The following is a 14997-nucleotide window of genomic DNA, read 5'->3' on the forward strand; positions in this document are numbered from 1 at the left end:
AGGTCGAGGTGGGCTTTCGTGGTGTCAAGGTCGACGACGGTTCGAGATCCCGCGTCGCCCGGCCTGGTCGAGCGCGGCCTCGACCCCGGCGATCCAGGGCGCTGAACCCCAACCATGCCCGATCGGATCCAGCACCGACTTGTCCTCGATCGAATGGTGCACGGCCGCGATCTCCGCACCCCCGAACCTGGCGTCGGCCAGCTGATCCACCTCGCGCCGGATCTCCGCCGGATCGACCAGCCCGTCCGGCCACCACCACCGAACCTTCGGCCGCACCGCCGCCCCAGGTCGCGCAAACCAGTCGGCCCACCCACCAGCACCAGCCGCCGCAGTCGGGGCACCCCCTGAAGCCGTCTGGGCCAGCGTCGGACCGCCCACCACCGCGGCCCCGGCGGCGGTCGCAGTGACGAAGAACCTACGCCTGCCCGATCTGGTCACCCATGAATAGAAATTCTCGACCACCAACACCCCCACCGCCACACCAACGCCGATTCCGGCCACCGGAAGGCGCACCGAAGCCGGGCGGAGGCCACGCGAGGCTCTTGGGACAAGGTCTTGACATGTTTGTGCAACTTGCCGCAAGGTTGCGGAAACCTTGGAGACCAGGCGGGAGCCCGTTTCGTGAACCCAACTCTGACCGATGTCGCGCAGCGGGCGGGTGTTTCGTTGTCGACTGCGTCGCGCGCGTTCAGCGACCCCGACCGGATCGGGCGGGACACGCTGCGCCGGATCATCACGGCCGCGGAGGAGATCGGGTACGTCGCCTCGGCCGGCCGCCGATCACGGTCCGCGAGTCTGCCGACCCGTTCGGCGACGGTGGCGATGATCGTGCCGGACATCGGCAACCCGGTGTTCGCGAGCTTCGTCAAGGCCGCCCAGGCACACGGGTGGAACCGTCGGCAGACGATCGTGCTGACCGACACCGATGGCAGTCCGGACCGGGAGCGCGAGATCCTCGGCGAGCTGCACGAGCGGGTCGACGGGTTCATCGTCTGCTCGCCCCGCCTGCCCGCCCACGACATCGTCGAGCTGTGCGGTGACACCCCACTCGTCCTGGTCAACCGCACCTCGGACGAGACGAACAGCGTCGTACCCGATGCGGCTGACGGGCTGCGGCAAGCGCTCGAGTACCTGCGCGTCCTCGGTCATGAGCACGTCGCCTACGCCCAGGGTTCGCCACTGTCCTGGTCGAACCAGAACCGGGTCGAAGCCCTCCGGCGACTCGCGGAAGAAGCTGACATCGACCTCGAACTTCTCGGCTGGCAGGCCGAGACGATGGCCGGCGGTCAGGCCGCGGCAGCCAGTGTCGTCGCGTCCGGAGCCACCGCGGTGATCGCCCACAACGACCTGATGGCACTCGGCATCATGACCGGCGCCGCAGCGCTCGGTGTGGAGGTTCCCACCGATCTCAGCGTCGTCGGCATCGACGACACCCCGCTGGCCGAGGTGAGCCGGCCAACACTGACGAGCATCCAGACCCCGATGTCGCGCGCCGCCGTCATGAGCGTCGACATGCTGCACCAGAACCTCATCGCCGAAGCACCGGTCGCCCCACGATCAGTCACGCTGCCCACCCAGCTCGTGGTCCGCCAAAGTACCGGCCCAGTCTCAGGCTGGACCCCAGCCCGACGTGGACGGAGCCAGGCATGAGAGTTGTCATCACCGACCCGAACCTCCGGCCGCTCAGCAATGAACTCGAGGAATTACTACCCACAGGCACCGAAACAGTCTGGTCAACACCGGAAACAGTCCTCGACGCCCTGAACAACGCCGACGTCCTCGTCGGTCCGACGTACACCCAGGAGATGGCGGACGCCGCGCCTGGCCTCAGGCTCGTGCAGGTGGCGGGCGCCGGCACAGATCGCATCAACCCCAGCGCTCTCACCAAGACAACCATCCTCGCGAACACCTACAACCACGAGGACTCCATCGCCGAGTACATCGTCTGGGCCCTGATCGCGCTCCGCCGCGAACTCCCGCAGGCCGACGCCGCACTCCGCCAAGGCCGCTGGCTCTCTCCGGTGTACGACGCCGCCCTCCCCCAACCCGAGAGCCTCAGCAGCGCGAGGATCGGCTTCGTCGGTCTCGGCCACATCGGCCGAGCCACCTGGCGCGTACTGCGTGCCTTCGGCGCCCAAGGTCAAGCGGTCACTGGTTCAGGCCGAGCCGATGCCGAAGGCCTCAACTGGGCCGGCGACACCTCCCAACTCCACCGCCTGCTGGACGAATCCGACACCCTCGTCGTCTCCGCCCCACTGACCGAAGCGACCCGCGGCCTCATCGGAGCCGCCGAACTCAAGGCACTCGGCAGCAACGGCGTACTCGTCAACGTCGCCCGCGGCCCGCTCGTCCAGGAGCAGGCCCTGTACGAAGCCCTCCGCGACAAGACCATCCACGGCGCCGCCCTCGACGTCTGGTACTCATACCCAGGTCCCGACGGTCACGGCAAACCCGCCGACTTACCTTTCGGCGATCTCGACAACGTCCTGCTGACCCCACACCTGTCCGGCATCACCCGGCAGACCTTCCTCGGCCGCATCCAAAACATCGCGGCCAACATCACGGCTCTTGCCCACGGCAACGAACTGCGCAACGTCGTACAACTCTGAAGGCACTCCTATGACTGATCGCATCATCGCCGCCGAGGTCATCGTCACCAGCCCGGGCCGCAACTACGTCACGCTCAAACTGCAGACCGCCGACGGTCTCGTCGGGTACGGCGACGCCACCGTCAACGGCCGTGAGCTCGCCGTCGCGTCGTACCTGCGCGACCACGTCAACCCGTTGCTCATCGGCACCGACCCGGCGCGGATCGAGGACACCTGGCAGTACCTGTATCGCGGGGCGTACTGGCGCCGCGGGCCGATCACGATGGCCGCCATCAGTGCCGTCGACCTCGCTTTGTGGGACATCAAGGGCAAGGCAGCCGGCATGCCGGTGTACCAACTGCTCGGCGGTGCGGTGCGCGACCGCGTCCTCGCCTACACCCACGCCTCGGCCTGGGAACTCCCCGAGCTCCTCGACGCCGTGGATGCCCGCCGCCAGGACGGATTCCGGGCGGTCCGAGCGCAGTCCGGCGTACCAGGTCTGGAGACCGTGTACGGCGTACATCGGGACGCCCATGGTTATGAGCCGGCCACCCGCGGCGCAGCTCCGGTCGTGGAGTTGTGGGACACCGCCGCGTATCTGCGTCACGCCCCGTCCGTCCTGACCGCAGTCCGCGAGCACGTCGGCCCTGGGCTCAAACTGCTGCACGACGCCCATCACCGGCTGACCCCGCAGCAGGCGGCACGGCTCGGGAAGGAACTCGAGCCGGCTGACCTGTTCTGGCTCGAGGACGTGACTCCGGCGGAGAACCAGGAGGCCTTGCGCCTCGTCCGTCAGCACACGACCACCCCGCTGGCGATCGGCGAGGTCTTCAACTCGATCTACGACTGCAAGGACCTGATCACCGAGCAACTGATCGACTTCATCCGCGTCGCGGCCGCGCACGCGGGCGGCATCAGTCACCTGCGCAAGATCTTCGCGCTCGCCGACGTGTACCAGGTCCGGGCCGCACCGCACGGACCTTCCGACGTCTCGCCCGTGTCGCTCGGTGCGAGCGTCCACCTCGGTCTGTCGACGCACAACTTCGCCATCCAGGAGTACATGGGCTACGACCCGCTGGCACACGAGGTGTTCCCCCACTCGTGGTCCTTCGCCGACGGCTATCTCCACCCGGGTGAAGCTCCAGGCCTCGGTGTCGAGGTCGACGAGGACCTGGCCGCGAAGTTCCCCTACGAGCCCGCCTACCTACCCGTTGCGCGCAGTATCGACGGCGCCGTGACGGACTGGTGAACGACTTGTCTCCGACCCTGAGCCGCCGTTCCGTTCCCCGGCACCTACTCACCCCCGACCAGAGGCCGTCCACCACCGGGATCGTCCACCTCGGACTCGGCAACTTCCACCGCGCACACCAGGCGGTCTACACCGCGAAAGCAGGCGACTGGGGAATCCTCGGCGTCGCGAGCCGCTCGGCATCGGTCGCCGATGCCCTCAACGCTCAGGACGGCCTCTACTCCGTCCTGGAGTTGTCACCCGAAGGCTCGGCCATCAGCGTTCCCGGAGTCCACACCGGCGCCATCGTCGCCGCACACGATCCCGCAGCCGTCGTCGCTGCCATCGCAGCCGAGGACACCCGTATCGTGTCCCTGACCGTGACCGAGCACGGCTACTGCATGGACCCGAGCACCCACCGACTCGCCCTCGACCACCCGGGCATCAGAGCAGACCTCAGCGGCAGCACGCCGCACACCGCGATCGGCCAGATCGCGCGCGCTCTCGAACACCGGGCCGCCACGCACCGCCGCCCGATCACCGTGCTGAGCTGCGACAACATGCAGTCGAACGGGACGCAGACCCGCCGCCTGATCCTCGAGTTCCTCCAGGCCGCGAACAGCCGGGCCACCGACTGGGTCGCCGAGCACGTCACGTTCCCGAACTCGATGGTCGACCGCATCGTCCCCGCGACCACCGACGCCTACCGCGCGACGGCGTACGAACTCCTCGGGGTCGGCGACCGCAGCCCGGTCCCGGCCGAGCCGTTCACGATGTGGGTGATGGAGGACCGCTTCGCCGCCGGGCGTCCCGCCTGGGAGCGGGCCGGCGCGGTCTTCTCCGACGAGGTCGAGGCGTACGAGCTGATCAAGCTGCGACTGCTCAACGGCACCCACTCACTGATCGCATACCTCGGGGCACTCGACGGCCGCGCGACGATCCCCGAGTCGAGGGCTCAGGACTTCATCGAGTACGCCGCTCGCGCCGTACTCGAGGACGAATACCTGCCGAGCATCTCGCTGCCGCACGGTTTCGACGTCGAGGCGTACGTCGAATCACTCTTCCAACGGTGGTCGAACGGTGCCCTCGGCCACCGTACTCAGCAGGTCGGCACCGACGGGTCGGTGAAGCTGCCGCAACGAGTCCCGCTGCCGGCGCTGCAGCTGCTGGACCGAGGCGTCATGCCCGAACACCTCGCCCTGACGATCGCCGCCTGGCTGTGCTGCGTCCTGCCGATGCCGGGCTTCGATCCCGGCCCGCACGCGCACGCCATGGTGGATCCCGCCCGCGAGCGGCTCGGTGAGCTCGCGACAAAGGCCGGGTCACGCGAGGAACTCGTCCGGGCAGCCTGCGCCCAGGTCTTCCCCACTGAACTTGCCCAGAGCAACCAGTTCGTCCAGCGCATCGCCGAGTACGTCGCCGTCATCACGACCGACGGCGTCCGAGCCGCCGCCCGCGAGGCCGCGCGCTCCCGCACCCCTCACCAGCCGCAGGCGTCCCCCGCGGCCTGACGTATCCAGAGGATCCGCCATGCAACCAGTCACGACCCCGGCCACGAAGGCCCAGGACCCGCCGCGCCAGGAAGTCCGCCGAGCCGCCCTCGCCGGACTGATCGGCACCGCTCTCGAACAGTACGACTTCGTCATCTACGGCACCGCATCGGCGCTGGTCTTCAGCACCCTGTTCTTCCCGAACATCTCGCCGACGGCCGGCCTGCTGGCCAGCTTCAGCGCCTACGCGGTCGGCTTCTGCGCCCGTCCACTCGGCGGCTTCTTCTTCTCGCGGTACGGCGATCGCCTCGGGCGCAAGTGGATCCTGGTGGCCACCTTGACCCTGATGGGCATCTCGACCATGGCGATCGGCGTCCTGCCGACGTACGAGAGCGTCGGTGTCTGGGCGCCGATCCTGCTGGTGCTCAGCCGGTTCCTGCAGGGCTTCGGCGCCGGCGCCGAGCAGTCCGGTGGTGCCACCCTGCTGACCGAGACCGCGGCCGTTGGCCGTCGCGGCCGGCTGGCGGCGCTGATCATGACCGGCGCTGCTGCGGGCACTGCCCTCGGTGCAGGTGCGTGGGCTCTCGTCCAACTCCTGCCCGACGAGCAGTTGATGTCCTGGGGTTGGCGACTCGTCTTCCTGAGCAGCGCGTTCGTCACGGTGGCCGCGTACATCCTGCGGCGGAAGCTGAAGGAGACGCCGGTGTTCACGGAGATCAAGGCCGAGCGCGCAGCCGCGGCCGCGCCGGTGCGGGAGGTGTTCCGCAACGGCAAGAAGGCGGTCGCCCTGGTGACCCTGATGACGGTCGGGCTGAGCGTGCAGTCGTACACGTACCAGGTGTTCATGGCGTCGTACCTCAAGGGCACGGTGAAGATCGACGCCCAAACCGTGCCGGAGATCCTGGTGGTCGGCGCGATCTTCGGCGGTCTCGGCGCGATCGTGCTCGGGTACCTGTCCGACCTGTTCGGCCGGCGGACGGTGTTCCTCGGCATCGCCGGGTTGCTGGTCGTGCTGCCCTTCCCGACATTCGTTGCCCTGAGCACCGGAAATCTCACGGTCATCTACCTGGCCATGATCATCGGCTTCGTCTTCGCCTGCCAGGGCGGGGTGGCGGTGACGATGAGCTACTTCCCCGAGCTGTTCGGCAGTCGCTACCGGTACGCCGGTGTCACTCTCGGCCGTGAGTTCGCCGCCGTCCTCGGCGGTGGCTTCGCACCGCTGATCGCGGTCGCGTTGCTGGGTGCCTTTGACTCGTGGGTGCCGGTCGCCATCTACATGTCGGTCGCGATGGTGGTGACGTTCGGCGCCGCGCTGATGGCGCCGGAGACCCGGGACCGGGACCTGCTCGCACCGGAGAACGCGACCGATCGCACACTGGCACCAACCGCCGCCTGATCCAGGGAGAGAAATGAAGGCCATCGTCATCCAGGGCAAGCTCGAGCTCGTCGAGACCGAGCTCCCCACTCCGGACCCGCAGCCCGGCCAGGTGCGTCTCCGGATGGCGTACGGCGGCATCTGTGGCTCCGACCTGCACTACTACAACGAGGGCGCGAACGGTGAGTTCGTCGTCCGTGAACCGCTCGTTCCCGGGCACGAGCTCTCCGGCACGGTCGACCTCGACCCGTCCGGCGAGCTCGCGCCCGGGACGCCGGTGACCATCCACCCGGCCACCTTCGGCACGCCCGAGCCGGGGATCGAGGACCGGCCGCACCTGTGGCCGAACGGCGCCTACCTCGGCAGCGCCTCCACCTGGCCGCATACTCAGGGCGGGATGAGTGAGTTCCTGATCGTCCGCAAGGACATGCTTCGACTCCTGCCCACCACGTTGCCGCTCCGCCGAGCGGCCCTGGCCGAGCCGCTCGCCGTCGGATTGCACGGCATCACCATCGCCGGCGGGGTCAAGGGCAAGCGGGTGCTGGTGTCCGGCTCCGGCGCCATCGGCCTGCTGACCGCCGCGGCCGCACTCGCCCTCGGCGCCACCGAAGTCGTGTCGACCGACGTTCTCCCGGGTCCGCTCCGGCGAGCCCGGGAGCTCGGTGTCCACGACACGGTCCAGATCGGCACGCAGGACGTCCCGTCCGCGCACTTCGACGTCGTACTGGAGTGCACCGGCATCCCCGCCGCGATCACGGGTGCGCTCGACGCCGCCCGGCGCGCGGGCATCGTCGTACTCGTGGGGATCCCGCTCAACGAGGCTCGACCGGTGAATCTCTCGCCGCTCGTCTCCCGGGAGCTCCAGCTCCGCGGCACGATGCGCTTCAACGACGAGATCGACCAGGCCGTCGACCTGCTGGACACCAACCCGCTGCTCGAGCAGGTCATCACCCACGAGTTCCCCGCCGACCAGGCCGTCGAGGCCTTCGCCGTCGCCAAGGACTCCGACACCTCCGGCAAGGTTCTCGTCTCGCTCTGGTAACTCATCGGGGTCGGCACCACATTCTTTCGGGGTCCGGGCGGAATTGTTTCGGGGTTCGCCATCACCCGGAACAAGTTGCCAACGGAAACGTCTTGACGGGGGCCGTCACTGCCCGGTTACTGTTTGTGATGTAGCGACCGGCGGGTTGGATACAGGGCGTACTGGGGCGCCGATGCTGTCTGTATCCCTTCTCCTGCTGCCGATCGGCGCTGCTTGGGGGGCTCCAACTCACAGACAGTTGGTGCTGTCGCGCGCCCAAAATTCGACCGAATGGGTGATTCATATGACGCTGACCGAACCGGACATCGACGCAGTAGGACAGCAGCCGCAACTGAGCCTGGGGACGGCGGCCGCCCGCAACCTCGCCACCACGACCAAGTCCGAGCCGCAGATGCAGGGCATCACCTCGCGGTGGCTGCTGAAACTGCTGCCGTGGGTGGAGGCCAAGGGCGGCGCCTACCGGGTCAACCGCCGGCTGAGCTACGCGGTCGGCGACGGCCGGGTCACGTTCACCACCACCGGGGCCGAGATCCGGGTGATCCCGCAAGAACTCTGCGAACTCTCGCTGTTGCGCAGTTTCGACGACGTCGAGGTGCTGACCGCCCTCGCCGATCGCTTTGTCCAGCAGGAGTTCCAGGCCGGTGACGTGATCGTCGAACGCGGCCGCCCGGCCGACCAGATCTGCCTGATTGCCCACGGCAAGGTGAACAAGATCGGCGTCGGCAAGTACGGCGACGAGTCGGTGCTGGAGACGCTGGTCGACGGCGATCACTTCACCTACCAGGCGATCCTGGAGTCCGACGACTTCTGGGAGTACACCGTCAAGGCGATCACGCCGGGCACCCTGCTGACGTTGTCCCAGGCATCCTTCGAGGAACTGATCTCGCAGTCCGACAGCCTGCGCGCACACATCGAGCAGTTCCGCAACAGCCCCGACCGGCCGAAGGACGAGTACGGCGAGGCCGCCATCGAACTCGCAGCCGGCCACGAGGGCGAGTCCGACCTGCCCGGCACGTACGTCGACTACGAGACGACGCCCCGCGAGTACGAACTCAGCGTCGCCCAGACCGTCCTGCGCGTGCACACCCGGGTCGCGGATCTCTACAACCACCCGATGGACCAGACCGAGCAGCAACTCCGGCTGACCATCGAGGCCCTGCGTGAGCGGCAGGAACACGAGATGATCAACAACCGCGACTTCGGCCTGCTGCACAACGCGGACCTGAGCATGCGGATCCCGACCCGCAGCGGCCCGCCGACCCCGGGTGACCTGGACGAACTGCTCAGCCTGGTCTGGAAGGAGCCGGCGTTCTTCCTTGCCCATCCGCGCTCGATCGCCGCGTTCGGCCGGGAGTGCACCAAGGCCGGGATCTACCCCGACGCGATCGATGTCGGCGGCCACCGGTTGCCGGCCTGGCGCGGCGTACCGATCTTCCCGTGCAACAAGCTCGGCATCAGCGACACGCGGACCAGTTCGATCATGCTGATGCGGACCGGCGAGGACAGCCAGGGTGTGATCGGCCTGCACCAGACCGGGCTGCCGGACGAGTACGAGCCCGGCCTGTCGGTGCGGTTCATGAACATCAGCGAGAAGGCGATCATCAACTACCTGGTCAGCGCCTACTACTCGGCCGCCGTACTGGTGCCGGACGCGCTCGGCATCCTGGAAGGCGTGGAGATCGGCCGGGAAGGCTGATCTATGGCGCAGCCCTATGAGCTGCCCGACTTCTACGTGCCCTACCCGGCCAGGATCAACCCGAACCTGGACGGTGCCCGGGCGCACAGCAAGTCCTGGGCCTACGAGTTCGACATGATCGACGTACCCCAGAACGGCTACCACATCTGGGACGAGCACGACTTCGACTCGCACGACTACGCGTTGCTCTGCGCGTACACGCACCCGGACGCGACCGGTCCGGCCCTCGACCTGGTCACCGACTGGTACGTGTGGGTCTTCTACTTCGACGACCATTTCCTCGAGCTGTACAAGAAGACCCGCGACATCCCGGCCGCGAAGGCGTACCTGGACCGGCTGCCGGCTTTCATGCCGGTCGAGGGCGAGATCACCGAGTCACCGGAGAACCCGGTCGAACGTGGTCTTGCCGACCTCTGGACCCGGACGGTCCCGAGCATGTCACCCGGTTGGCGGCGGCGATTCCGGCAGACCACTGAGGCTCTACTCGCCGAGTCCCTGTGGGAGCTGTCGAACATCAGCACGGGCCGGCTGCCGAACCCGATCGAGTACGTCGAGATGCGCCGGAAGGTCGGCGGTGCGCCCTGGTCGGCGAACCTGGTCGAGTACGCCGCCAACGCGGAAGTGCCGGTGGAGATCGCCGGGACCCGGCCGATGCAGGTGCTGAGCGACACCTTCTCCGATGCGGTCCACCTGCGCAACGACCTGTTCTCCTACCAGCGCGAGGTGGAGCAGGAAGGCGAGCTGAACAACGGTGTGCTGGTGGTGGAGCGCTTCCTGGACTGCGGCGTACAGCAGGCCGTCGAACTGGTGAACGACATCCTGACGTCACGCCTGCACCAGTTCGAGAACACGGTCATCACCGAGATCCCGCCACTGGTCGAGGAGCATCAGGTCGATCCGGAAGGCCGGCTGGCGGTGCTCAACTATGTGAAGGGTCTGCAGGACTGGCAATCCGGTGGGCACGAGTGGCACCTGCGATCGAGCCGCTATATGAACAAGGGCGGCAAGGCTGCGCTGGGTGGTCCGACTGGCCTCGGTACGTCGGCCGTCCGCATCCTCTCCTCGCTCGTGGCCACCGCGCCGTACCGGATCCGAAGCCACAGTTTCGTCCCACACCAGGTGGTCGGGCCGACCACGCTTCCGGACTTCTACATGCCGTACACGGCGAAGCGCAGTCCGCATCTGGCCGACGCGCGGTTCGCGATCCTCGAGTGGGGCGACCGCGTAGGAATCACGGACGGGACGATCTGGGACGCCCGGATGCTGGAGGCATTCGACCTTCCGCTGTGCGCGTCCGGACTGCATCCGCATGCCTCCGCGGAGGAGCTCGATCTCGCCAGTCAGTGGCTGGCGTGGGGTACCTACGCGGACGACTACTATCCGGCGGTCTTCGGCCCGCGGCGCGACCTGGCCGGCGCCAAAGCGACCACGGCTCGGCTGTCCCAGCTCATGCCGATCGACAGTCAGGTGACACCTGAGCCGACGATCGCCCTCGAGCGGAGTCTCGCCGATCTGTGGTCGCGCACCGCGGCCGGGATGACGACGCAGGAGCGGCGCGCGTTCCGGAACGCGGTGGACACGATGACGGACAGCTGGCTATGGGAGTTGACGAACCTGACCCAGAACCGGATCCCCGACCCGGTCGACTACATCGAGATGCGCCGGCGCACCTTCGGCTCCGAGCTCACCATGACGCTGTGCCGGATCGGGCACGGCCGGCGGATCCCCGACGACGTCTACCGGTCCCGGCCGGTGCAGGCGATGGAGAACGCGGCCGCCGACTACGCCTGCCTGCTGAACGACGTCTTCTCGTACCACAAGGAGATCCAGTACGACGGTGACTTCCACAACGGGATCCTGGTCGTTCAGAACTTCCTTGCCTGTGACAAGGATCGTGCCGTGGCCGTCGTCAACGATCTGATGACGGCTCGGATGAAGCAGTTCGAACAGGTGGTCGCTGTCGATCTGCCCACGCTCATCAGCGACTTCGGCCTGGACGACGAGGTCCGGCGGACGGTGTTGGGGTACGCGGAGGAGCTGCAGGACTGGATGTCCGGGATTCTCGTCTGGCACAAGGGTTGCCACCGCTATGACCAAGCCTCATTGCCCCATCGGAAGCCCTCACTGCCTCGCCGGCTGGGCGGTCCGACCGGACTGGGCACTTCGGCAGCCGAGTTCATCAACTGGTAGGTGGTGCACTGTGACCGCAGTCGAGCACGAGAATCCGCAGCTCAGCCTTGGCACCGCGGCGGCCAGGCAACTGGCCACCACGACCAAGTCTGTGCCGCAAACGCAGGGCATCTCACCGCGCTGGCTGCTCCGGATGCTCCCTTGGGTGGAGACCACGGGCGGCACGTACCGGGTGAACCGGCGTACCACGTTTGCTCTCGGCGACGGCCGGCTGAGCTTCTCAGTCACCGGCTCCGACGTCCGGGTGATCCCGGTCGAACTCACCGAGCTTCCGCCGTTACGGGACTTCACCGACGACGATGTACTGTCCGCGCTCGCCGATCGGTTCCGGCGTGAGGAGCTGGAGCCCGGCCAAGTGATCGCCGAGTTCGGCAGCCGGGTGGACGACGTCGTACTGATTGCCCATGGCAAGGTCGGGAAGACCGGCGTCGGGCAGTACGGGGCCGGGACGGATCTCGGCACGATTGCCGATGGCGACTATCTCGGCGAGCAGTTGATGGTCGAGCCGCCGGAGAACCTGTGGGAGTACACCGCCAAGGCGCTGACGCACTGCATCGTGCTGAAACTCAGCAGGCAGGACTTCAACGACCTGCTGGATCGGTCCGAATCGTTGCGCGAACACCTGGACGACGTACGGCAACGGCCGAAACCGGCGCAGAACAAGGCGGGCGAGGCCGAGATCGATGTCGCGTCCGGGCATGCCGGTGAGGACGACCTGCCCGGGACGTACGTCGACTACGACCCGGCACCGCGCGAGTACGAGCTCAGCGTCGCGCAGACCATCCTGCGCGTGCAGACGCGGGTGGCCGACCTCTACAACGACCCGATGGACCAGACCGAGCAACAGCTCCGGTTGACCATCGAGGCGCTGCGAGAGCGACAGGAGTGGGAGCTGCTCAACAACCGCGACTTCGGCCTGCTGCACAACGCGGACTACAAGCAATGCCTCTACACCCGGACCGGTCCGCCGACTCCGGACGACTTCGACGAACTGCTCACCAGGCGTCGCAAACCGCGGCTGCTGCTGGCGCATCCGCGCGCGATCGCGGCGTTCGGACGGGAGTGCACCAAGCGTCGCGTCTACCCCGAGACCGTGACGGTCGAAGGACGGACGGTGCACGCGTGGCGCGGCGTACCGCTGCTGCCGTGCGACAAGATCCCGATCTCCGGCACCAACACGACCTCGGTGCTCGTACTGCGGACCGGTCTCGACGACGAAGGTGTCGTCGGACTGCGGCAGACCGGGCTGCCCGACGAGGTGGAGCCGGGCCTCAATGCTCGGTTCATGGGGATCAACGAGAAGGCCGTGATCTCCTACCTGGTCAGCACGTACTACTCGGTGGCAGTGCTCGTCCCGGACGCGCTCGGTGTCCTGGAGAACGTCGAACTCGGTGGATGAGGAGCATGCGATGTCAACTCTTCAGGAACGATCCGCTGCCGACGTCCTCGGCTGGAGCCGGGCCCAAGTCGAGCCCGCGCTCCGGGCCGCGGTCGGAAGCTTGCCACCGGCAACCAGAAGGATCGCCGACTACCACTTCGGCTGGGCCGACGAGGACGGCAACCCGGCTCATGCCGACGGCGGCAAAGCCATCCGTCCGGCGCTGGTCCTGCTGACCGCCCAAGCAGTCGGAGGTACGACGGAAGCCGCGTTGCCGGCCGCGGTCGCGGTGGAACTCGTACACAACTTCTCCTTGCTGCACGACGATGTAATGGACTGCGACACCGCCCGCAGACATCGCGCCACCGCCTGGACCGTGTTCGGGCTCGGACCGGCGATCCTGGCCGGTGACGCGTTACTCGGGCTCGCCTTCGACGTGCTCGTGGGCAGTGGTCATCCGAGTCGGGGTGATGCGGCTCGGATGCTCGGAGCCGCCGTACAGGAGTTGGTCGACGGACAGTTGGCCGACGCGCACTTCGAGCAGCGGGATGACGTCGTACCGGCCGAGTGTGTGCGGATGGCGCAACTCAAGACCGGCGCGCTGCTCGGCTGCTGCACCGCCCTCGGTGCGCTCCTCGGCGGCGGACGGCCGGAGCAGATCGACCACCTCAGGCTGTACGGCGAGGACCTCGGGCTCGCGTACCAGTACGTCGACGACCTACTCGGCATCTGGGGACAGCCACCGGTCACAGGCAAACCGGTGTACTCCGATCTGCGCCGACGGAAGAAGTCTCTCCCGGTGGTCTCCGCGCTGTCCTCGAGTACGGCGGCCGGTCGCGAGCTGGCGGCGTTGTACCGGCGTGAGGACGAGCTGTCCGACGCGGAGTTGGTGCATGCGGCCGGGCTGATCGAGGCGGCCGGTGCACGGGAGGGCAGTCAGGCGCAGGCCGACGCGCTGTTGTCGGCTGCGTTGGGGGAACTGACGGCGGCGGGTGCGCTTGCTCCCGCGGTCACCGAGCTGGAGAGGTTGGCCCGGCTGGCCACACGCCGCGATCACTGAGGGGGGATCAAATTGACGACACGAACCATCCTGCTCGCGTCGCCACGGTCGTTCTGTGCCGGTGTCGAGCGAGCGATCGAGATCGTCGAACGCCTGCTCGCTGCCCGGCCCGGACCGGTCTTTGTCCGCAAGCAGATTGTCCACAATACGCACGTGGTCGAGGACCTGCGGAGCCGTGGCGCGGTCTTCGTCGACGAACTCGACGAGATCCCGGACGGCGCCACGGTGGTCTTCTCCGCCCACGGCGTCGCGCCGGCGGTCCGTCGGGAGGCAGCAGGTCGCGGGCTCACCGTGGTCGACGCGACCTGTCCGCTGGTCACCAAGGTGCACGTCGAGGCACGTCGGTACGCCGCGCGCGGCGACACCGTCGTACTGATCGGCCATGACGGTCACGAGGAAGTCGAGGGGACACTGGGAGAAGCACCTGAACAGACTCTGCTGGTCGAGACGGTCGAGGATGTCGCCGAGCTGTCGGTGGCCGATCCCTCGCGAGTGTCGTATCTGACCCAGACCACGCTGGCCGTCGACGAGACCAGTGCGGTGGTCGATGCTTTGCGCAACAAGTTCCCGGAGCTTCGCGGGCCGGACTCGGCCGACATCTGCTACGCGACCACCAACCGGCAGGTCGCGCTGGCCGCCATCGCCGAGCAGGCCGACCTGGTCCTGGTCGTCGGCTTGCGCAACTCGTCGAACTCCCGCCGACTGGTCGAGCTTGCCTTGCGCAACGGTACGCCGGCCTACCTCGTCGACGGCGTGGACGACGTACGCATGGACTGGCTGGCCGGAGTACAAGTAGTCGGCCTGACAGCCGGGGCATCCGCTCCCCCGGTGCTGGTCGACGAGGTGATCGAGTGGATCGCATCGCTCGGCCCCGTCGAGGTGGTCGAGCGGGCGGTCGCCGAGGAGACCGTCCGCTTCACGCTACCGGCGGCGGTGAGGCAGCCATGAGC

The 14997-nt window shown here is 67.6% G+C and carries 12 protein-coding genes; 11 read left to right on the plus strand and 1 reads right to left on the minus strand.

The features are described 5' to 3' along the window. Positions 1-24 precede the first annotated feature (24 nt). Positions 25-438 carry a hypothetical protein gene (locus V9K99_RS08030; protein ID WP_337323022.1) on the minus strand — a complete coding sequence of 138 codons (414 nt, stop codon included), beginning with the start codon at positions 436-438 and terminating at the stop codon, positions 25-27. A gap of 183 nt (positions 439-621) precedes the next feature. On the opposite strand from V9K99_RS08030, the gene V9K99_RS08035 reads away from it, so the two are divergent. The 11 genes from V9K99_RS08035 (at position 622) to ispH (ending at position 14995) form a co-directional block, all read left to right on the plus strand. Further along, positions 622-1650 carry a LacI family DNA-binding transcriptional regulator gene (locus V9K99_RS08035; protein ID WP_337323021.1) on the plus strand — a complete coding sequence of 343 codons (1029 nt, stop codon included), beginning with the start codon at positions 622-624 and terminating at the stop codon, positions 1648-1650. Then, positions 1647-2609, plus strand: a complete 963-nt coding sequence (locus V9K99_RS08040; RefSeq protein WP_337323020.1) for a 2-hydroxyacid dehydrogenase — start codon at positions 1647-1649, stop codon at positions 2607-2609. Before V9K99_RS08035 ends, V9K99_RS08040 begins: the two co-directional genes overlap by 4 nt. 10 nt (positions 2610-2619) lie before the next feature. Continuing rightward, the gene (manD, locus tag V9K99_RS08045) at positions 2620-3837 is read left to right on the plus strand and encodes a D-mannonate dehydratase ManD (protein WP_337323019.1); all 1218 of its coding nucleotides are present in this window, start codon (positions 2620-2622) and stop codon (positions 3835-3837) included. Further along, positions 3834-5327 (plus strand): mannitol dehydrogenase family protein, encoded by a 1494-nt coding sequence (locus V9K99_RS08050; RefSeq protein WP_337323018.1) that lies wholly within the window; start codon positions 3834-3836, stop codon positions 5325-5327. The genes manD and V9K99_RS08050 overlap by 4 nt, the downstream gene beginning before the upstream one ends. 19 nt (positions 5328-5346) lie before the next feature. Beyond that, positions 5347-6702 (plus strand): MFS transporter, encoded by a 1356-nt coding sequence (locus V9K99_RS08055; RefSeq protein ID WP_337323017.1) that lies wholly within the window; start codon positions 5347-5349, stop codon positions 6700-6702. 13 nt (positions 6703-6715) lie between these two features. Then, positions 6716-7723 (plus strand): zinc-binding dehydrogenase, encoded by a 1008-nt coding sequence (locus V9K99_RS08060; RefSeq protein WP_337323016.1) that lies wholly within the window; start codon positions 6716-6718, stop codon positions 7721-7723. A gap of 283 nt (positions 7724-8006) precedes the next feature. Further along, positions 8007-9419 carry a family 2B encapsulin nanocompartment shell protein gene (locus V9K99_RS08065; RefSeq protein ID WP_337323015.1) on the plus strand — a complete coding sequence of 471 codons (1413 nt, stop codon included), beginning with the start codon at positions 8007-8009 and terminating at the stop codon, positions 9417-9419. A gap of 3 nt (positions 9420-9422) precedes the next feature. Continuing rightward, positions 9423-11609, plus strand: coding sequence for a terpene synthase family protein (locus tag V9K99_RS08070; protein WP_337323014.1), 2187 nt, complete (start codon positions 9423-9425; stop codon positions 11607-11609). A 10-nt stretch (positions 11610-11619) separates the two neighbouring features. After that, positions 11620-13008 carry a family 2B encapsulin nanocompartment shell protein gene (locus V9K99_RS08075; protein WP_337323013.1) on the plus strand — a complete coding sequence of 463 codons (1389 nt, stop codon included), beginning with the start codon at positions 11620-11622 and terminating at the stop codon, positions 13006-13008. Between the two features lie 10 nt (positions 13009-13018). After that, a complete protein-coding gene (locus V9K99_RS08080; RefSeq protein ID WP_337323012.1) occupies positions 13019-14047 on the plus strand; it encodes a family 2 encapsulin nanocompartment cargo protein polyprenyl transferase in 1029 nt (342 codons plus the stop codon). A gap of 12 nt (positions 14048-14059) precedes the next feature. Beyond that, positions 14060-14995, plus strand: coding sequence for a 4-hydroxy-3-methylbut-2-enyl diphosphate reductase (ispH, locus tag V9K99_RS08085; RefSeq protein WP_337323011.1), 936 nt, complete (start codon positions 14060-14062; stop codon positions 14993-14995). Positions 14996-14997 lie beyond the last annotated feature (2 nt).

The sequence above is a fragment of the Kribbella sp. CCNWLW201 genome, assembly GCF_037203805.1.
GTDB lineage: Bacteria > Actinomycetota > Actinomycetes > Propionibacteriales > Kribbellaceae > Kribbella.